20 protein-coding genes are annotated in these 21,522 nt (G+C 25.8%); 17 read left to right on the top strand and 3 right to left on the bottom strand.

Annotation, left to right across the window (positions count from 1 at the left end; all coding sequences use genetic code 11):
• Positions 1 to 217 precede the first annotated feature (217 nt).
• The gene (locus AZI32_RS03740) at positions 218 to 1,264 is read right to left on the bottom strand and encodes a patatin-like phospholipase family protein (RefSeq protein WP_061994564.1); all 1,047 of its coding nucleotides are present in this window, start codon (positions 1,262 to 1,264) and stop codon (positions 218 to 220) included.
• Between the two features lie 311 nt (positions 1,265 to 1,575).
• Between AZI32_RS03740 and AZI32_RS03745 the strand changes: the two genes are divergently transcribed.
• From AZI32_RS03745 to AZI32_RS03825, 17 genes are all read left to right on the top strand, one after another.
• Positions 1,576 to 2,727, top strand: a complete 1,152-nt coding sequence (locus AZI32_RS03745) for a sensor histidine kinase (RefSeq protein WP_061994565.1) — start codon at positions 1,576 to 1,578, stop codon at positions 2,725 to 2,727.
• A 2-nt stretch (positions 2,728 to 2,729) separates the two neighbouring features.
• Positions 2,730 to 3,368 (top strand): response regulator transcription factor, encoded by a 639-nt coding sequence (locus AZI32_RS03750; protein WP_061994566.1) that lies wholly within the window; start codon positions 2,730 to 2,732, stop codon positions 3,366 to 3,368.
• A gap of 88 nt (positions 3,369 to 3,456) precedes the next feature.
• Positions 3,457 to 4,392, top strand: coding sequence for an ABC transporter ATP-binding protein (locus tag AZI32_RS03755; protein WP_061994567.1), 936 nt, complete (start codon positions 3,457 to 3,459; stop codon positions 4,390 to 4,392).
• 13 nt (positions 4,393 to 4,405) lie between these two features.
• On the top strand, positions 4,406 to 5,500 hold the full coding sequence (locus AZI32_RS03760) for an ABC transporter permease (protein ID WP_061994568.1): 1,095 nt from the start codon (positions 4,406 to 4,408) through the stop codon (positions 5,498 to 5,500).
• Positions 5,491 to 6,573: an ABC transporter permease gene (locus AZI32_RS03765; RefSeq protein ID WP_061994569.1), complete on the top strand. Its 1,083-nt coding sequence runs from the start codon at positions 5,491 to 5,493 to the stop codon at positions 6,571 to 6,573. Before AZI32_RS03760 ends, AZI32_RS03765 begins: the two co-directional genes overlap by 10 nt.
• A 218-nt stretch (positions 6,574 to 6,791) precedes the next feature.
• On the top strand, positions 6,792 to 7,229 hold the full coding sequence (locus tag AZI32_RS18805; protein WP_206406624.1) for a hypothetical protein: 438 nt from the start codon (positions 6,792 to 6,794) through the stop codon (positions 7,227 to 7,229).
• Positions 7,230 to 7,512: 283 nt separating this feature from the next.
• Positions 7,513 to 7,920 (top strand): hypothetical protein, encoded by a 408-nt coding sequence (locus AZI32_RS03775; protein WP_061994570.1) that lies wholly within the window; start codon positions 7,513 to 7,515, stop codon positions 7,918 to 7,920.
• A 1,095-nt stretch (positions 7,921 to 9,015) separates the two neighbouring features.
• Positions 9,016 to 9,876, top strand: a complete 861-nt coding sequence (locus tag AZI32_RS03780; RefSeq protein ID WP_061994571.1) for a nucleotidyltransferase domain-containing protein — start codon at positions 9,016 to 9,018, stop codon at positions 9,874 to 9,876.
• Positions 9,877 to 10,434: 558 nt separating this feature from the next.
• Entirely contained in the window at positions 10,435 to 11,190 is a 756-nt protein-coding gene (locus tag AZI32_RS03785; protein ID WP_061994572.1) for a class I SAM-dependent methyltransferase, read from the top strand.
• A gap of 227 nt (positions 11,191 to 11,417) precedes the next feature.
• Positions 11,418 to 11,972: a GNAT family protein gene (locus AZI32_RS03790; RefSeq protein WP_061994573.1), complete on the top strand. Its 555-nt coding sequence runs from the start codon at positions 11,418 to 11,420 to the stop codon at positions 11,970 to 11,972.
• Positions 11,973 to 12,256: 284 nt separating this feature from the next.
• A complete protein-coding gene (locus AZI32_RS03795; RefSeq protein ID WP_061994574.1) occupies positions 12,257 to 12,721 on the top strand; it encodes a DUF1097 domain-containing protein in 465 nt (154 codons plus the stop codon).
• A gap of 311 nt (positions 12,722 to 13,032) precedes the next feature.
• Complete coding sequence (locus AZI32_RS03800; RefSeq protein WP_061994575.1) at positions 13,033 to 13,308, top strand: hypothetical protein; 276 nt, start codon at positions 13,033 to 13,035, stop codon at positions 13,306 to 13,308.
• A gap of 1,504 nt (positions 13,309 to 14,812) precedes the next feature.
• Positions 14,813 to 15,088, top strand: a complete 276-nt coding sequence (locus AZI32_RS03805) for a hypothetical protein (RefSeq protein WP_061994576.1) — start codon at positions 14,813 to 14,815, stop codon at positions 15,086 to 15,088.
• A gap of 138 nt (positions 15,089 to 15,226) precedes the next feature.
• Positions 15,227 to 16,309 carry a glycerate kinase gene (locus AZI32_RS03810; protein ID WP_345968951.1) on the top strand — a complete coding sequence of 361 codons (1,083 nt, stop codon included), beginning with the start codon at positions 15,227 to 15,229 and terminating at the stop codon, positions 16,307 to 16,309.
• Between the two features lie 153 nt (positions 16,310 to 16,462).
• On the top strand, positions 16,463 to 17,221 hold the full coding sequence (locus AZI32_RS03815) for an ABC transporter ATP-binding protein (protein ID WP_061994577.1): 759 nt from the start codon (positions 16,463 to 16,465) through the stop codon (positions 17,219 to 17,221).
• Positions 17,208 to 19,109: an ABC transporter permease gene (locus AZI32_RS03820; protein ID WP_061994578.1), complete on the top strand. Its 1,902-nt coding sequence runs from the start codon at positions 17,208 to 17,210 to the stop codon at positions 19,107 to 19,109. Before AZI32_RS03815 ends, AZI32_RS03820 begins: the two co-directional genes overlap by 14 nt.
• A gap of 272 nt (positions 19,110 to 19,381) precedes the next feature.
• Entirely contained in the window at positions 19,382 to 19,810 is a 429-nt protein-coding gene (locus tag AZI32_RS03825) for an N-acetyltransferase (protein ID WP_061994579.1), read from the top strand.
• A 205-nt stretch (positions 19,811 to 20,015) separates the two neighbouring features.
• Here the strand turns inward: AZI32_RS03825 and AZI32_RS03830 are convergent, their stop codons facing one another.
• Both AZI32_RS03830 and AZI32_RS03835 read right to left on the bottom strand, forming a co-directional pair.
• Positions 20,016 to 20,480 carry an HD domain-containing protein gene (locus AZI32_RS03830; protein WP_061994580.1) on the bottom strand — a complete coding sequence of 155 codons (465 nt, stop codon included), beginning with the start codon at positions 20,478 to 20,480 and terminating at the stop codon, positions 20,016 to 20,018.
• Between the two features lie 106 nt (positions 20,481 to 20,586).
• The gene (locus AZI32_RS03835) at positions 20,587 to 21,243 is read right to left on the bottom strand and encodes a dienelactone hydrolase family protein (RefSeq protein WP_061994581.1); all 657 of its coding nucleotides are present in this window, start codon (positions 21,241 to 21,243) and stop codon (positions 20,587 to 20,589) included.
• Positions 21,244 to 21,522: the final 279 nt, after the last annotated feature.

Below are 21,522 nucleotides of genomic sequence, written 5' to 3' on the forward strand. Positions count from 1 at the left end.
TATAACAAGGATTTATCATAAATGTTTTTTATTTTATTCAGTTGTAAAATTATTCAAGTATTTTTGCACTATTATAGTAAATAAAATATAAATAAATTTAAGTATTATTTTATAATAATATAAAAATAAAAATACAAATATTAAATAAAATTTTTATTAAAAAGGTCTCAACATTAAAATATCAAATGTCAAAACCTTTTTAATTTTGAGTGTTTATTTAGTTGGTTATAATGTTGCTTCGTAGAGCTTTTTTATTATATCTGAGTAGAGTATTTTTATCATTATTGTAATTTTTAATATACATTTCTGTACTTATTTTTCCAGAGTTAATTAAATTTTGTTTAGTATCGGAGTCTATATGAAAATCTACAGTTGACACATTAAATGAATCTATAAAAATTGTCCTATCTTTGTCTTGTTGAGTTAGATAGGTATTTTCTTGATTTTCCATAAGAGTTGTAATGAGATTCCATGAGAAATTAAAAAATGAATCGATTTTATAATTTTGGGGTATGGCTGTATCTGTAAATATATCTAAATTTTCTTTATTAATTAATCTGAATCCTAAGGTTTCCTTATTATATACATACATAATAGTTTCATTTTGTTTTTTAAATTTTTTATAATAACTTGGAATTAAATAATGTTGTGCATCATGTACATATTTTATGTTATCAAATAGCCTTATTGGATAATTAGATAGAACTCCTCCATCTATATAGTAATAATGGTCTCTTTTAATGGATTTAAAAATTAGAGGGATTGACATGGAAATACGAATAGCATCTTTAATAGGCATATTTTCACAAAATTTATCTTCAGTAGAGAATGTTTCTACTAAATGGGTCGATAGATTTGTTCCTTGAAAAAACATGTCTTTAAATTCAGGATTACTTTTAATATCTTTAAACGTAGAATTTTTATTGTTAGTTTTTTTATAAATTATTCTTTCTATCCATTTAAGAAAAGCATTACCCTTAAACCATCCATAACCGTTGAAAAATAACCTATAGATGTTTCTAATTGCACCTATATCTGCATCCATAAAATCTTTTAAATTTAACCCTTCTAATTCAATTTCAATTTCATTAACGGTATATCCTAAACCCACTAAAAGGGCAATAATAGCTCCAGCAGACGTTCCACCAACTCGCTTAATATTTTTAAGTATCCCTTCACTTTCTAACACTTCTAAGGCACCTACATATGCAATGCCTTTAACACCACCGCCCTCAAAAACAAGATTTTTAAAGTGATAACCCATAACACCACCTCCTTTAAATTAAAATATAATTTGTAAATTTCATCTAGAAATTAAAAAAATACATATATTTTAAGTTTATGGAATAGGAATACAAAATGTTCATGTATTATAATTAAAGTGTATTTGAATAAGTTATAGAAAATAAGTTAGACCTTATAATAAGGGGGAAAATTGGGCTAGTCCAGTTTCTTTTAAATTTATACATCATTATAAAAGTTATTTAATTTATTATGACACTTATGTTAATATAAATATGGTAAATGATACAAGAAAAATTACAAATTTAGTAAAAGTTAAAATTGGAGAATAGTATGAAAAGAAGTAGAGATTTATTGTTAATAAGGTATATAACGATTTTTATATTAATGTTTCAGTTATTTATAAAGGGAGAAAATAGAAGTATTATATGCCTAGTTTTTATTTTAATGTTTATTATAAATAATCATTTAAGAATGTTTTATTTAGAAAAAGAGTTTAGTGTTATTATTTCAATAATAGTAGAATTATTAGTTATACCTGTTGCTCAAATGAAATTTGGAGGAATTATTGCTTTTTATTTGGTTGGAGTATCTATAGATTTATTTACTTTAAAGAATAAAGTATTTAAATACATTTTAGGCACAATAGTTTTATTAATGGAAATTTTGATAAATGATAATAGAAATATTGAACAGATTATCATATATTTTATTTTGTTTAGTACATTTTTGATACTTTTAAATTATATATCAAAAATTTATAGCACAAAAATAGAAGCTCAACATCTTTATGATAAGCTTAGAGTTTCAGAAGAAAAGCTTATAAAAGCTAATAATGAATTAGAAGCATGTGTATATTCTATTGAAGAACTTACTTTATTAAAAGAAAGAAACAGAATATCAAGAGAAATTCATGATAGTGTTGGACATGCATTATCTACAGCTATGATTCAATTATCTGCAATGGAAGCTGTATCTCAAAAAGAAAATAGTAAAGTTAAAGATATGGCAAAGAATTTAAGATTGTTTATTAATGAAAGTTTTAAAGATGTTAAAAGAGCAGTAAATGAGCTTAAGCCAGATGAATATGATGATTATCAAGGTATTTTAAGAATTAAAGAGGTATGCAATAACTTTGAGAAAATGTCAGGTGTTCAAGTTAAAACATTTATATCAAAAGGGGACTGGAATCTGTCTACAAAACAAGCTAATCATTTATATAGGGTAACTCAAGAGGTGTTATCAAATTCATTAAGGCATGGTAAGGCAAAAATGGTGAAAGTCATCATGAATTTTACTAAGGATGAATTTATAATATCATTTAAGGACAATGGAATAGGAACATCAAAGATTGAAGAAAGTGGAGTTGGTCTTAAAAGTATTAGAGAAAGAGCTGAAGAAATAGAAGGAGTTGTAGATATAAAATCAAGTTATGGAAATGGTTTTTTTGTTAAAATTACAGTTTCAAGAGAAGAGGAGAGGTAAAAATGGACAAAATTAAACTTTTAATTGTGGATGATGAAAAATTAATAAGAGAAGGTTTAAAAGTAATGCTTTCTACATTTGATGATATTGAAGTTGTTGGTATGGCTGAAAACGGTTATAAAGCTTTAGAAATTTGTAAAAACACAGATGTAGACGTTGTCCTTATGGATATAAGGATGAAAGAATGTGATGGCGTTATGGGAACAAGACTTATTAAAGAGCAGTTTACAAAAATAAAGATAATAATTCTTACTACATTTAAAGATAAAGAGTATATTCAAGAAGCATTAAAATATGGTGCTTTTGGATATATGCTTAAGGATAGTTCACATGATGTTATTTATAATGGAATAAAGACAGCATATAAGGGTAATATGGTAGTTCATCCTGACGTAGCAATAGAAATGATAGGAATTAATACAGTAATTAAAAAAGATATACATAAATATAATCTTATAGAAAAAGAGATAAAAATAATTAAAGCAATTGCTGGTGGATTAAGTAATAAAGAAATTGCAGAAGAATTATTTTTATCAGAAGGAACAATAAAAAATAATATTACAAACATACTTTCTAAATTAGATCTTAGAGATAGAACTCAAATTGCTATTTTCGCTTTTAAAAATGGAATAGTGACTTAAGTCATGTGTTTTAGTGACTTTAAGTTATAGTTGTCCCCTTAGTAATGCCTTATTATAGGATTAAGGAATTACTTAAGGGGGTTTTTTTATGAGCATTATAAAAGTAAAAAACGTAACAAAAAGATTTAATGATAAATTAGTTTTAGATAATATCAATTATGAAGTAAAAGAAGGAGAGATATTTGGTTTTATCGGTCCAAATGGTGCAGGAAAGTCAACATTAATAAATATAATGACTGGACTATTAACTCCAGATGGTGGAACTATTGAAGTGTGTGGATATGATATTTTAAAGGAGCCAATTAAGGCTAAAAAGTGTATAGGGTATGTTCCGCAAGAATTAGCTCTAATGGAGGAGCTTAATGCTTTAACCAATTTAGAGTTTTTTGGAGCATTATATGGTCTTAAAGGCAAACTTTTAAAAGAAAGAATAGAAGAAGTTCTTAAAATAACAGGTTTAGAAGAAAAGAAAAAACAAAAAGTAAAAAAATATTCAGGTGGTATGAAAAGGAGATTAAATCTAGCAGTGTCTATTTTACACCATCCTAAGGTTTTAATTTTAGATGAACCTACAGTTGGAGTAGATCCACAATCGAGAAATCATATATTTTCTTTTATAAAAAATATATGTAAGGAATGGGGAACAACTGTAATATATACTTCACACTATATGGAAGAGATTGAGGAGCTTTGCAAGAATGTATTCATAATTGATTTAGGAAAAGAAATAGCGTATGGATGTAAGAATGAGATTAAAGCAGCTGTATTTTCTAATAACAAAGTTATGATTGAGGCAGAAAATGTAAGTGGCGAAATAATTATGAAATTAAACAAAGTAGATGGAGTTATAAAGGTATCTGATAAAGATGGAATTATTACTTTAGTTATTAATTTAGATTTTAAACTTGCAAATGTACTTGCATTATTAGAAAAACAAAATATAAATATAAAGAAAATTAGTTATGAAGAAGTAAAGCTTGAAGATGTATTTTTATCATTAACAGGTAAAACATTAAGGGATTAGAGGTGTTAATTAGATGAAGCTATTTTATTATATAAAAACTACACTAAAAAGTATGATTGCAAATGGCAGTGTAACAATATTATATTTTATATTGTTTCCTATTGTTCTTGCAACTTTTATGGGGTTTGTACAAAATACTGACAATGATAATCCGTTAAAGTTAAAACCTGTAGATGCCCAAATAATTGATAAAGATAATAGTGATATGTCAAAAGGGCTTATAGAATTATTAAATAGCAAGGAAATGAAAGATATTGTAAGTATTGTAGAAACAAAACCAGAGGTTGAAATAATAATAGATAAAGGTTATGAAAATAATATTTTATCTTTAAATAAAGGAAGTATAACTATAAATAAAAAAGTAGAAGAAAAAGGTTTAGTTACAAATACGTTAAAATCTATCCTAGATAAATATCATCAAAATTTATATGTAGAATTATCAGGTAAAGACAAGAAAAGTTTAAATAAGATAATAGATGAATCAATAATAGAAAGCATAATAATAGATACACCTAATGAAAACAATTCCTATAAAAAAATGGCAGCATCTATGATTGGATTTGTAATAATTATGCAGACATATACATTAATCCAAAGTGGGTATGCAGATGTAAGTATTAATTTAGGAAAAAGAATAGGTGCAACACCAATAAGTGAGATAGAATATTTTTTTATTGAATATGTAGCGTCATTAGTATATGTATTTATTATACTTATCATATATGTTATGTTCTTTAGAATATTACGTATAAGTTTTTTAGGGAATTTTGCACATCTTATTATATTAATACTAGTTGGAACTATATTATCAGCATCAATATCTAAATGTATATCAACTTTATTTGGTGCCAAATATGGAAAAATAGTAGGAACAGTGATATTTATGTTACCGATAATTGGAGGAGAATTATTTGGAATAAAAGCAAATAAAGCTGGGATTGTTGCACCAACACACTATTTAAACAATGCATTTTCTTTATATAATTTAAATGGAAATTTGCAAGGATGTGGTAAATGGTTAGCAGTTACATTGATAGGTTCAATTATTATGATTTTAATTGCTATAGTAAAGATAATTTTTCATGGGAGGAAAAAGAGATGCAGTTAATAAGATTAGTATTAATTAATATTAAAAGACAACTTAAAAATCCTTTTATGGTAGTAATGACGGCAATAGCTCCTATTTTTATAATTATGTCTATATATGGGATGGTTTTCACAAATACAGATGATAATGAAGTTAGAGGAAACATAGGAGTTATAGATAAAAGTAATTCAGAGTATTCTAGTAATATTATTGCAAAATTAAATGAAAAATATAGTGTTGATATATTAAATGGAGAAGTGTCAGATAATATTAATTTAATTCGTGATAATAAATTAGGTGGAATTTATGTTATAGAAAAAGATTTTAAAGAGATATTAGAAGGTGGTATCGTTCCTAAAATTAAGTTTTATGTTAAAGAAAAAACTAACGGAACAATAATGTCAGAAAATATTATAACTGATTATATAAATAGTATTTTACAAGAAGATATTAGTAAAGGATTAAGTACCAATGCCATTGAAACCATTATTAAAGAAAATGATATAACGGATAAATCAGAATATAGGATGATTATATCAATGCTATGTTATTTTATGATGATTGGTGGTTCTATTATTACAGAAGAAATTATTAACCTTAAAGATCAAAATGTATTAAAAAGAGCAGTATCAACAGGTAATTCAGATAGAATAATACTTGGAAGTTTATTTTTATCAACATTTATAATTCAAGGTCTGTTAAGTAGTATAGCATTTTCAATATTAATATTTTTATTAAGAATTTCAAACTATAATGTAATTCAAGGAATTTTTGTTATATTCTTAGGCAGTTTAATTACAACATCTATAATATTAGCTGTAACAAGGTGGATTAAAAATAAAACTTTAGCAAGCTTATTTTTAGTCGTTTTTGGATTAATATCATTTGGAATAGGAATCGTTAGTTCACAGATGGAATCTTTAGAAAATGTTCCTATAATGTTAACAAGAATAAGTGCATTTTCTCCATTTACATGGTTAATTAAAATATTAGATACAGGTGAAATTATAATACCAAGCTTTATTATAATTTTAATGGCAGTAGTATTTTTTACAGCAGGTAGTTTTAGATTAAGGGAATTTGTTAAAAATTAGTTTTGATTTATGAAATGTTTATACAAAAACTATAGAATATTTTAAAGTATGAATTAAAGAAACTCCTTTTAGGGGTTTCTTTAGTTTTGACAAATTTAATAACAAAATCTATGATATTATAATATTTGTAAATATTTTATATGGTAAATGTTGATATAATGGTAATGTTATAAAATTGATAATTTTATTTAAAAAATAATATTTATTGAGGTGTTAATATGAGTTTTTTTATTGAATTTACATATGAAGATAATTTGATATTTGAAAGAATTTCAAAGTTAATCAATTATGTAAAGAAGAAAAAGGATTTAAATAAATTAGATTGTGATGATCCAACAATATTAGATTTTTATAATAAGGATGAATTAAATTATTTTTGGTGGTCAACGGAACAGGAAATAAAAGATTTTTGGGAATTGTATTACTCAACTGCAGAAGAAAGTAGATATTTACATCTTATTGATAAACCATGGGATTTTGAATCAGTAATTGATGCAATAACAACAGGAGAATATGAGATTATAGGCTGTGAAATTGGTGAAAACGGAATTGGGAGATTGTGTTTTGAGCCATGGTCATATCCTTATGGAGGTACTGAACCTTTAGAACAGCTAATTAAACCTTTTAATATTAAAATTATTAGAGTGTATAAATAAAATGTGTAAAAAATTAAAGAACAAAAAATCGTTCATAAGATATGAGGGAATTTAGTTCACAATCATAGAATTTTAGGTAATGGTGGTCTACTCCATTGGAGCATCTAAACCTGTTATTAAATGTTATATTAAAAGTTAGTGGGAGATTGGGAGTTTATATATATGAAAAGACTAAAGATAAAATAAGGAGAGTATGATATGAGTATTAATTGTAAAAATTGTAAAGCATCTATTAGTGAAGGTTCTAAGTTTTGTTGTAATTGTGGAGTTAAAATAGAGCAAAATGTTATTTAAAAAAATGTACTACTCTAATTTAAGAAAAGTAAAAAAAAGCCTTGGAAATATTGATTTAGAAACTATAGTGGATGAATATGAAGTTTTAGTGGTAAAAGATAGTGTTGATGAATGGGTACAATTTATTAATGAGCGAATGGCAAATGGTTACTATAAAATTAAGAAGTTTTTAAAAGAAAAAGATGGTAAGGTTCATATTGTTATGATAAATAATAAAAATCAATTTTCAAATGAAGAATTAGAGTGCGCAAATAAGTATACAAATGAAATAGATAGCATAGTAAGTTCTATGCAAGATGATGGATACGAAATAATTGATGTGAAATATCAAGTAATAAAAGGTTCATATGGTCTTTCTGAAAATGATTATTACCGAACTTTAATAATGTATAAGTAAAAAAATATAAATAGATTTATCACGTATATGTACCTGATTTAGTAGAAAATTATAATTCAGATGCATTAAGGTACTTTTTCTTAATAAATTCACATAAAAAAATTAAATATTTATATTATTCAGTTGGAAACCATATAGAGAATGGAAATTTTAAAATAGCAGTTGAAGAAATTTTTAGTTTTATAAGAAGTATCAACAAATATTTTGATGAAAAAACACCATGGATTACTATTAATTCTAATTTAGATGAATGTAAAACAACAATATATAATTGATTATATTCAATAATAAGGCATATGAAAAGAAATAAGCGGTCAAAGATTCGAAGCATGTCTGTCATGAGACAAGGAGATGAAATCCAGTCATAGTAGGGCTATGGCTGGATTTTGTCGACGAAGTATTCATGGCAAATAGGCGAGAATACTGGCTTATTATTTATTTGATTATGCCTAAACATAGCTAACTTACTAAATCCATTTTTACCTGAATCATCGCAAAAGATTAAAAAATGGTTAGATGTTGAAGGAGATAAGTGGCAAAGTATTGAACTTATATCAGGTAAAGAAATTAAAGATTTTCACATATTATTTGAAAGACTTGATAAAAAAATAATAGATAAGGAAAAAGAAAAGTTAATGAAATGATAAACATATTATAAAGTGGTTATGTGAGGATGCTATGATTTATGATGAGAATGAAATAAAATTAATGCTTTAATAGATTTTGAACATAGCTATCCTGATAATTACGAAAATGATTTAGCTAATCTTTATTTTAAGTATTTTATTAAAAATAAGGAATATGAAAAATGTTTTATTGATGGGTATAAATCATATATGAATATAAAAGAAGATTTTTATAAGAATATAAAATATTTCTTAATAGCTATGGTTATCGATCATTGCAGTTGGTCATTTGTTAAAGCAAATGACTATTATACAGAAAATATTGAATTTTTAAAAAAGTTACTTTGAATTTATAAAATTTAGGATTAATATAAAGGTAGGAATATGTGAAAATATAATGTTAAGAAATATATTTTCATAGTTTAAAAGTATTTAAGGTATAAAATTTTATAGGAATATAGGGGGAGTTATGAGTAAAAAAATGTTTAATGATAATTGTGAGAAAAGAATTAAGTTGGCAAAAGAAGTAGCAAGCAAGTGTCCAATAAAATACGGAAAAGAAATAGTTATTGTAGGGTCTGTGTCTAGAAACCTTGCTGATGAGGATTCTGATGTTGAGATAGAATTTTTAACTGATGAAAAGGTAGAAGAAGAAACTATAATAAATTGGATTAAAGAACTTGGAGGAACAGAGTTATATCCCTATGGAATGCCACTTTGGGATGGTTCTACATGGATAATATTTAAATATAAAGGATATTGGATTGAAGCTGGGTGGCAGAAGATAGAAAATATGAAAACAAATTTAGAACTTATACTTGATGGAAAAGTAAATAGTCATGAAAAATTATTACTAGTATCAACATTTAAAAATGCAATTTTTATAAGAGATAATAATAATCTGAAATTTTTACAAGAAAAATTAGAAAATTATCCAATTAAACTTGCAAAAGATATTATATTAGAAACTATAAAACCATGGACAGTAGGATTAGCTATAGAATCTAGAAAAATGTTAGCAAAGCGAGATGATAAAATACCATTTTTGCAAAGAATGATACCAGACATTCAAAGAATTCTAAGGGTGCTGTATGCAGTAAACATGCAGTGGGAACCAGATTGGAAGTGGACAAAACATATAGTGGAAGATTTAAAAATTAAACCGGAAAATTTAGAGAAAAAAATAGATTCAATTATATGTATAAATGAAAGTAAAACTAGTTTGGAAAATTGTTTTAATTTAATTAAAGATACATTAAATCTTATACCAAAAGAATATGAATTAGACGGTGTAATTGATGAAATATTAAAATTAATTTATAGGGTTTAAATCATAGTTTTGTTTCCTTATATGAATAGTAGAAAAATATGTATTTAATAGAATAAGATTAGTTAAGATTATATTCAAAGTATTCAGCCGTAACAAGAAGGACAGGTTCATTTAGGATATACAACCATAAAAAATTTGTACTCAATAAAAAGGCTAGATAAAGTAAATTATCAAGCAAAGAACCAGTACTTCAATTAAATAACAGTCTATCTATCAGGTGCTGGTTCTTTGCTTATTTTATTATGAGAATACGATTTTAAATAGTTAGTAATAACCATTTCAACAATATTGGTCAGTTAAAAATTACGTGACATAATTTATTTAACAAATTAAAGATTTGTTTTTGAATTAAATATATTATTTAAAATATAATGTAAGGAATAGATTTTTTAAAATCTTTGAAAGGGGTGAAACTTATTATGATACACAAATTAAGTAAATACTCGGTGCAGTTGATATAATCTGATAGCAGATTGTGCCGAGAGAATAATATATTTGTTATCAGTTAACTGCACTGCTTTTCTAATTAAATTATTATATATGAAAAGGAGTAGTTAAATGAATAGAAAACAATTAAAAAACTATTTTAAAAATGAGGAAAATCAAGTATTTCAAGGATGGGATTTTTCATATATCAATGGTAGATGGGATGGAGAGAATATACCATGGGATTATGAAAAAATTTTATTATCCTATTTAAAAGAAGAATATAAACTTTTAGATATGGGAACAGGAGGAGGAGAATTCCTACTTACTTTAAATCATCCATTTTGCAATACAGCTATAACGGAGTCATACCAACCTAATGTTGCAATTTGCAAGGAAAAATTACAACCACTTGGAATAACAGTTAAACAGGTGGTTGATGATTGTAAATTGCCATTTGAGGATTCTTCTTTCGATATCATAATTAATAGACATGAATCCTTTGATGTTGGTGAAATTAAACGAATATTAAAGGTAGGTGGATATTTTATTACTCAACAAGTGGGGGCAAAAAATGATGTTGATTTATCAGAAAAAGTGATTAATAATTTTAAACCATTATATCCTAATAACAATTTGAAAAATAATATTAAAGCTTTTGAAAATAAAGGATTTGAGATTATTAAATCAGAAGAATCATTTACACCAATACGTTTTTACGATACAGGTGCATTAGTATATTTTGCAAAGATAATAGAATGGGACTTCCCAAATTTTTCTGTTGATAATTGCTTTGAAAACTTATGTAAGATAGATAAAGAAATAAAGGAAGTTGGATATATAGAAGGAACAGAACATAGATTTCTTCTTGTAGCTAAAAAAATATAAGGTTATAGTAAAAAATTGCTAAAGATATATTTACTTTAACTTTAAAATATTAAGATAGGGTTGCAGAATAAAACTGCAACCTTATTTTTGGTTATAATTATTCAATTTTAAATCTATTTATATAATTATTATTAAAAAATTTATTGCTATTTGACAATATTTATGTATAATAAATAGAAATATTCAAAAAACATGGTGGATATGAAAATAATAAAGGGGGAATGGCGATGAAACATACAGGTACTGTTTTACTAGAAACTGATAGACTTATTTTAAGAAAATTTGAATATAGGGATTCAATTGATATGTTCAAAAATTGGGGAAGTGATGATAAGGTAACAAAGTATTTATCTTGGCAAACTCACAGAGATATTAAAGATTCAGAAGAAATTGTTAATTTATGGATACCTAAATATGAAGATATAAGTGATTATAATTGGGTAATAGAACTGAAGGACATTAAGGAAGCAATTGGAAATATATCAATTGTTAAATTAGAAGATGCCAATGAGGCTTGTGAAATTGGTTATTGTATTTCAAGTCAATATTGGAATAAAGGTATTACAACAGAAGCCTTTAAAGCAATAATAAAATATCTATTTGAAGAAGTTGGAATGAATAGAATTTGTGCCAAACATGATATAGATAATGTGGCATCAGGAAAAGTAATGCAAAAATGTGGAATGACTTATGAGGGAACATTAAGAGAAGTTCAAATTAGAAATAATAGATATTCTAGTTTAGCTGTTTATTCGATTTTAAAAAGAGAGTGGAAAAATTAATTAAAAATAAAGCTAAGTTAGTAAAAATACCGTTATAACTTCTAATTATTTAACGGTATTTTTAGTGTTTTTATGGCTTTAAAGTATATAAAAATATTTTTAAAAGGTTATTGAATAATTTTTAAAGGTAGGCTTGTTTACCTATATGTTTAATGATATAATTTTATTTTTATTACTCCTTTTTATGTAAAAGGAGCTTTGTTTTTTTTATAATTATATTATACATAAGATAAAAAGATAATTTAGAAATTAATTTCTATTATCTGAGAGGAGAAAGATAGTTAATGAGCAGATCAACTATTACAGCTATTAGTGTAGGAATATTTTCAGGCTTATGGGCATGGATAAGCGATTCTATGGGGCTAATAGGTTGGATTGGGTTTATAGGATGTACAAGCTATTTTGCATCTGGTGGAAATTTTAATGGATTTAAAAAATCTATTTTTGCAAATCTTAGTGGAGTACTTTGGGCAATGGCAATTATGATATGTTCATCTTATTTTGTTAGTTCATATTGGGGATATTTCTTTACTGGATTCTTTTCTTTTGTAATGTGTATACAAGCAAAATCTAAAAAATTAGAGTTTATACCAGGAGCCTTTTGTGGATGTTGTTGTACTTTTGCTACATCGGGAAATTGGAAGGCTGTAATACCAGCTTTATTATGTGGAGCAGTACTAGGGTATGTTTCAGATATGGTTGGATTTTATATACATAATTTACTAGCAAAACAACAGGGGAATATTTAATACATATAAATTTATATTAATTTTAAAAGTCATAATTTATTTATGGCTTTTTGTTTTGGAAATAATAGAGTAATTAAAAATTAACTATAGGGTTCCAAGTTGACTTTTAAAATTATCCATTCCATAACTTGGATACCCCAAATAGTGAGACATGCTCTGAATCACTTGAAACTCAACACTATATCTTATATAAAAATATTTTAAAGTTATTGAATAAATTTAAATTTGAGCTTGTTTCCCTATAATTATGGATAACATACTTTAAAAATGATATTATTAAATCAGGAAATATTTTACTTAGGAGGCATAAGATGAAATATAAAACAGCGGTTATAATACAATGTATTATTTCTATTTTTTCAATATTAGTAGGAATTGTATATTTTACAAGAGATATTAAAGTACCAGGTCTAATACCAGGATTAATGAGTGTCTTGATGTTAAGTTTAATATATACATCAAAACAACAATTAAATAGTGGAAAAATAAATAAAAAATACTGGATATTAATACTTTGCACATGCTCATTAGCAGCTATATTTAATATTGTAGTATGTATTGAACAAATTATTAATTTTATAAAGTAAGATAATATTAGTATCTAAATGTAGCACCGTAACAAATGGGACAGGCACGACCAATGTAGCTCCATAAAATAAAGATAAACTCTTAAAATTTAGTTGTCATAAGTAAGAGAAAGTTAGCCAGTCCCTAAGATAGTTAATAGTTAACAGTTAAAAACTGAGGAATAAACTGGAAATAAATTTCTTTGAAATAAAGCAGTTTTACTGAGTAGTTGTTCGGGACTGGCTTTGATTTATTAGTTAAAAAATATAAAACTAGGAGAGCATCAAGTATTAGCTAAGAAAATAAACTTATCGTGCCTGTCCCATTTGTAATGGCGACAAATTTTGATTAATTGCTTATTTAGGTGTTTTACTTTTGTAGATTTAAAAATGTTTATATAAATTAAATTTCAAAGTTAAAGACATAAAACCAAATTAAAGTTAAATTCAAAGTTCATAGCCGTAACAAGAAGGACAGGCGTATCGAAGGATATTTTCCGCAAGTTATTTTTTAAGTGAAATTGAAAGATTATCAATAAAATCTAAAGAAATCAAAGCCGGTCCTAAAATAGCAGCTTTGCTGCGTAGGTATTTGGGACCGACTTTGAGTAATATTGGAGAAAAACTAAAATTAACAAAAGCATCTAGACAAAAGTATAGTAAAGTAGATAATTATGTGTCTGTCCCTCTTGTGATGGAGGTAGAATTTTAAATAGTTGCTTGTTTAGAAGTTTTAGATAGTTGAAGGTAACAACTAAAGGTTATTTATAAAATTGGATTAAGTCCAGTTTCTTTAAAATTTAATATGATAAAATCTAAGTTTTTAATATAAAATATTAAACTAATAAACTATCTTAGGAGGTAAAATTATTGGAACAATCATTATACATATTAACAACATTATTCATGACATTGTTCATTATGGGGGTTTTTGATGAAAAGAAAAAGGATAAGAAGAAATAATATCTTTGTATTTTTCTTACTTTAAGTTAAAAGAGTAAACTGGACAAGTAAAGTTGTTTATCCAGCTTTATATTAGACTTAATTAAACATTAGTTTAAAATAGAGCCAACGTTTAAAATCAGGATATAAAGCTAAGTAAACGTATGCCACCGTAACAAATGGGACAGGCACGACCAATGTAGCTCCATAAAATAAAAAGAAGCTCTTAAAAATTGGTTGTCATAAGTAACGCACATTAGCCAGTCCCTCAGATAGTTAATAGTTAACAGTTAAGAGTTGAGGAGGAAATTGGAAATCAGTTTCTTTGAAATAAAGCAGCTTTACTGCGTAGTTGTTCGGGATTGGCTTTGATTTATTAGTTAAAAAATATAAAACTAGGAGAGCATAAAGTATTAGCGAAGAAAATAAATTTATCGTGCCTGTCCCATTTGTAATGGAGTTGGAACTTTAGATAATTGCTTACTTAGATTTTATTAGTAAAACTAGGTTTAAAGATACGTTTAGCATTACTAGGAATGAAGTGAGTAGTAATAACCATAAACTTAGACAGGGGATAATTAAAATGAAAAGTAAAGTTATTAGTGTAATACAATGGATTATTTATATTGTTACAATATTTACAGTTGTAGCTTATTTTTTAAAGAAAGTTATAATACCAGGTTTAATTCCTTTTTTAATAAGTATTTTAATGTTAAGTTTAATATACACATCAAGAAAACGTTTTAATAATGGAGAAATAAGTAAAAACAATTATATAGGTACAATTTCAGTAGAAATAATAGCATTTATTACATATATGATTATTTGTATTTCAGAAATCATTAGTGTTTTAAACTAAAAGTCAAATATTATATTTAGAGAATACAACGGTAAAATAAAGAAGATAACAATATTCTAAGATAAAACATAGAGGTGATAGTATGAAGTTTGTATTAGCTCCAGATTCTTTTAAGGAAAGTATGACAGCAAAAGAAGTATGCATAGCTATGGAAAAGGAATAAAAAAAGTATTTAAAGATGCAGAGTGTATTCATGTTCCTATGGCAGATGGTGGAGAAGGTACATTACAATCTTTAGTAGATTCAACTAAAGGACAAGTATATGTAAAAGAAGTAACAGGCCCTCTTGGAAACAATGTTAATGCAAAGTTTGGTGTTTTAAATGATGGCAAAACAGCAATCATAGAGATTGCAGAGGCTAGTGGATTAACTTTGGTTCCAAGAGAAAAGAGAAATCCATTAATCACAACAACCTTTGGTATAGGAGAGCTTATAAAAGAAGTGTTAGATAAAGGATGCAACAAAATTCTTATAGGGCTAGGCGGAAGTTCTACTAATGATGGTGGAGTAGGAATGCTTCAAGCTTTAGGTGCAAAGTTTTTAGATATAAATAACAATGACATAGGTTTTGGCGGTGGAAATTTAAAAAAATTATCTAGAATAGATTTATCAGAATTTGACAAGAGAATCGCAAATATAAATATAGAAGTTGCCTGTGATGTAAAGAATCCTTTAACTGGTAATAAAGGAGCAAGTTTTGTTTTTGGACCACAAAAAGGTGCAACTAAAAATATGGTTATAGTATTAGATGAAGGTTTAAAGCATTTTTCTAATATTGTAAAGCATCAGTTTAATAAAGAAATTGATAAATTAGAAGGTGCAGGTGCAGCAGGAGGATTAGGTGCAGCACTAATTGGATTTTGCAATGGAAAATTAGTAAGTGGGATAGATTTTGTAATAAACTATTCAAGATTAGAGGATAAGTTGCAAGATGCTGATTTTGTATTTACAGGTGAAGGGAGTATAGATATTCAGACAACTTTTGGTAAAACACTTATTGGGGTTTCTATGTTGGCGAAGAAATATAATATACCTGTAATAGCATTAGGTGGCAGAGTTGATTCTAATATAGAAAAACTATATGATTTAGGGATAAACTCGGTATTTGGAATCTTACCAGGAGTTGAAACATTAGACCAAGCTTTAAAAAATGGAAAAGAAAATGTAGAAAGAACAACAGAAAATATTTGTAGAGTTCTTAAAATAAATAATAAATTTTAAAAGTTTCTGATATCTTTTAAGTCTTGAGAATTCAAGGCTTTTTTTATTACAAAAGTGTAATAAAGTTGAAAGCTTAACAAATGGTTCATAGTCATCTCTTTAAGTAAAATTAGAGTATCAAAAATATTTTATACGTAAGGAGAAATGATTTATATGAGTATATTAAAAGTAAAAGAAATTGAAAAAATTTATGATGGTAAAATAAAATACAAGGCTTTAAATGGTGTAAGTTTTGATATAGATAAAGGAGAGTTCGTTGCAATAATGGGACCTTCAGGGAGTGGAAAAACTACTTTACTTAATTGTATCTCTACAATTGATAATTTTACTGGTGGAGAGATTATAATAAATGATAAAAAACCTCATGAATTAGATGATGATAATCTTTCAAAATTTAGAAGACAAGAGCTAGGTTTTGTTTTTCAGGATTTTAACTTAGTAAATACTTTAACTGTAGAAGAAAATATAATTCTTCCTCTTACATTGGATAATGTTAAAGAATCAATTATGGCAGAAAGATTAAGTCGTGCAGCAAAATTATTAGGTATAGAAGCATTATTAAAAAAGCGTACTTTTGAAATTTCAGGAGGACAAGCTCAAAGGGTAGCTATTGCTAGAGCAATAATTAATGAACCAGCATTACTTTTAGCAGATGAGCCTACTGGTAACTTAGATTCAAAAGCCGTAAAAGATGTAATGGAGCTTTTTGTTTCCATAAATAAAAATTTAAATACAACTATTTTAATGGTTACTCATGATCCATATGTAGCTAGCTTTTGTAGTAGAGTAATTTTTATTAAAGACGGTAATTTATACAATGAAATCCATTCACAAAATAATCAAAATGAGTTTTATGGAAAAATCATGGACACTTTAAGTTTCTTAGGAGGTGGAAGAAATGAATTTAAATAAATTAGCAATTAACAATGTATTAAGAGATAAGCTAACATATTTGGCTTATTTTTTAAGCAGTGTATTTTCAGTTTTTATATTCTTTTCTTTCTCAATTTCTATGTTTCACCCTGATTTAGGTGTTATTTCAGATGGAGCTACACTTTCACTTGTAATGGAAGCAGGAAATATTATAGTATATATTTTCTCATTTATTTTTATTGCATATTCTATTAAATCATTTATGCATTCTAGAAAGAAAACTTTAGGAACTTTTATAATTATGGGTGCATCAAAAAAGCAACTTAATAACATTATATTTAAAGAAAATATGTTTATAGGAATTGCTTCAATAATAACAGCTATTATACTTGGACTAATATGTTCACCATTTTTCTTAATGATTTCTCGAAATATAATGGGTGTTAATGAATTTAAAATATATTTTCCTATTAAAGCAATAGGGTTAACATTTGTTATGTTTTTTATTCTATTTCTAATAATAGCATTTATAACACCAAAATTTATTCGTAAAGATAAAGTTATAAAATTATTAAAATCAGATAAAATTTCTGAAAAAGAAAGTAAAACATCACCATTATTAATGACTATAGGTGTATTTATAGCTTCTATTTTAATTCTTTTAATTGCATTTTATAAGAAATATGAAGGAATAAGAGAATTTGTAAATAGTCAAATAGGAACTACATTAATGTTTGTAGGGGCTTTAGCTGTATTGTATATTTTATATTCTCAAGTGTCTATTTTCTTAATATCAAACTTGAAAAGTAAAAAATTCTATCTTAGAAAGACAAATATGATAACAATATCAGATATTAAATCAAAACTTAATTCTAATACAAAAATGATGTATCTTGTTACAGTTTTATTTATAGGTGCGTTTTTAGCTATTGATATTTTATATGCTTCAAGTGCAGATATAGAAAAGTATACAATAAATGCTCAACCTTATAGTTATACATATATGTCTCTTGGAAATAATGACAATGAGCAAGAACATATAGAGTTAATAGGGAATTCTTTAAAAGATAAAGTTGGGTATAAAAAATTTAAAGCTGAGATACTATATAAAGACAAAGATTTCAGAAATGGATTAATAAGTGAAAGTGATTACAATAATCTTATAGAAGGTGTTGGTGGAGAAAAAGTTTCACTTAAAGATAATGAAGTTTATTTGGCAAAAGTAAGTTCAGAGGTAATTACAGAAGATAATTCGTCTAAAGAAAGTATGTCTCTTTTAGGAGGAAATAATTATACTATAGTAGGTTTGGGAGAAAAAAATATATTTCCAGAGGGCTATTTTAATACAGTTATAGTTGTAAATGATGAAACATTAAATACTCTTAATGAAAGAGAGAATTTTAATATTATCAAAGATTATTCTTATAATATTAATAATTGGCAGAATGAATCAGTACTTTCAAAAGAACTTAAAAGCAAACTAGTAATGGGTGATGTTTATAAATTTGGATTCTTTAGTGCTAATGATATTTTAAATGTAGAAAAGATGGTTAAAAATCTTACACTTTATATAGGATTTTTTATAAGCATAATTTTTGTTATTGCAGCATTAAGTATAATTTATTTTAGACTTATTACAGATATTGAAAGAGAGCGAATTAAGTTTAAAGGTATAATTAAGCTTGGTCTTTCTAAAAAGGAACTTTCTAAAATAATATCCACACAAAATTTCATACTAATGTTTGTACCGTTTATAATTTCAACAATTATAACTTTTATTGTAATGTTAATTTTATCTGCTAATTTTAGTGGATCATATATTAAAGCTGGAGTTGGATGTTCTATAATTTTCTTAGTAATTGAAATTATAGGTTACATCATAGTAAATACAAAATATAAGAACTCAATACTTGAAAAAAACTGTTAAACAAATAAAGTAACCTATTATTAGGTTGCTTTATTTATTTTTACAAACATATTAAAATCATGTAAAATAAGTTAAACAATTATGGTTAATATAAAAAACAGGCTGGCATTTGAATTTATTCAATAATTTTAAAATGTTTTTATGTAAAATGTAGTGTTGAACTTTAAGTAATTTGGAGCATGTCTTACTATTTTGGATATCTAAGTTTAAGAATGGATAATTTTAAAAGTCAGCTTGAAAACTTATAGTTATTAAAGAAGGGAGTTTTATTTATGATAAGAGAGATAAATCATAATGAGATAGATAAAGTTATGAAAATATGGCAGGAAAGTACTATTAAAGCCCATAACTTTATAGAAGAGAGTTATTGGAAAGATAATTATAATAAAGTTAAAGATGTATATATTCCTATGGCAGAAACGTTTGTATATGATGATGGTATAGGTATAAGAGGATTTATTAGTGTAATAGACAATAATTTTATAGGTGCACTGTTTGTTGACACTAATTTTCAGAACTTAGGAATAGGAAGTAAATTGATAGATTTTGCAGTTGAAAGGTATAAACTTTTAAGTTTAGCAGTTTATAAAGAAAACGAAGGTGCAGTGAATTTTTATATAAGTAAAAATTTAAAAATTATAAAAGAGCAAACAAATGAAGATTCAGGGTTTTTAGAATATATAATGTCAAGTTGTAATTAATGTTATGCTGTAGAAAATAAATTTAATATAATAAAACATAAAAATCAAAAGATATCATTATTATAATTAAGTATAAAAAATTAAAGAACTTGAAGAAAAGATAAAAACCTCAAAGAACATTTAGCTGTTCTTTGAGGTAAATCATATAAAAAGTTTAGAAATAATATATTTTAAATTATAAAATTAATAATTATAACTTTTAATTCTATGCAATACCAAATTCAAGTTTAAGTTTTTCATACCTGTTTTTTTCATGTGATTTGATTTCAAACATAGGATTGTATAAACAATGTTGAAAAACATCTGCATCTTTTAAGATTTCATCAAATTGAGAATGTATCATTTCTTTCTCACTATGATTATAAACAGCATCACAAATAATTTTAGTTTCATTATCATTTGTGATACGCAATGTTTGTAATATTTCTCTTGCTAAAATAGAACCTTTATGTGCATGTTCTTTTGCATCCATTTTAGCATAGGAGTAAATATCATGAAGCATGCCTGCCATAGTTGCAAGTTCAGCATTTTCTCCACGCTTTAATGCAATTAATGTACAAGATTGAGCAACCCCATATAAATGCATATAAGCACATCTTCGTTCTTCAACATCTGTCATATTTAAGATTATTTCATCAATATATTTTCTTAAAACTTCAATTCTGTTCATATTTAATCCTCCTCAAAGTGCAAATAATTTACGTAATATTTTATATATGTTATCTAATTATAAAATCAATTTTAATATGATATAAATTATTTATTTTCATAAAAGACTATGATTTTTTCTGCTTTTTCTGTTTTAGAAGCCATTGAAAAAGTTCTGGTTCTTCATATGCTGTAGTGCAGACTTCATGCCCTCTACCTTCATAAACTTTAAAGATGATGTTAGAGTTGTATTTTTTTAAGCAGTCAACAATTCGTTTAGACTCCTCGAAGTTCACAGCAGTGTCATTATCTCCATGTGCAACCCAAATAGGGAGGTTTTTTAAACAAAGAGCTTTTTTAGGTGATATCGCTCCGCCACTTATTGGAACTATTGCAGTAAATCTTTCGGGATTAAGTATGGCAAAGTTCCATGTACCATATCCACCAAGACTATATCCAGTCAAATATATTCTTTCAGCATCAATGTTATAATCATTTTCAATCTTATCCAATAAATCTTTTAAAGCATTAAACTGCATTTCCCATATCTCACCATTAGGACATTGAGGAGAGACTACAATAAAAGGGAAATTATCGTTTAATCTTAATATCTTATGGATACCCCATTTTTTTACATCCTCTATATTCTTTCCACATTCACCTGAACCGTGCAAAGAAAGAATTAATGGCATTTTTACATTTGTGTTATAACTTTGTGGCAAATAAACAAGATAACTCAGTGTTGACTTAATATCTCTTTGAAGTTTAAAACTTTCATAACTCATTTAAAGCACCTCACTTAATTCTGTTAAAATATAATTTTTATAAAATTTCAGGTTGAATTTAAAAATTACTTGTTTTAGAACTTGCATATTTAAAATAGTGAAATATACTGTAAAAAATTTAAAATTATTGAATAAATTTAAATTGAAAATTCTTTACATATATATCCTTATATCTATTTTTTACAAGTTATAGTTATTTGGAAAATAATAAAATAGAACTATGATAATTATAACATTTATACCAATATATATAATAAAATGAATATAGATTTTCTTCTT

The sequence above is a fragment of the Clostridium sp. ATCC 25772 genome (assembly GCF_001573875.1).
GTDB lineage: Bacteria > Bacillota > Clostridia > Clostridiales > Clostridiaceae > Clostridium_J > Clostridium_J senegalense.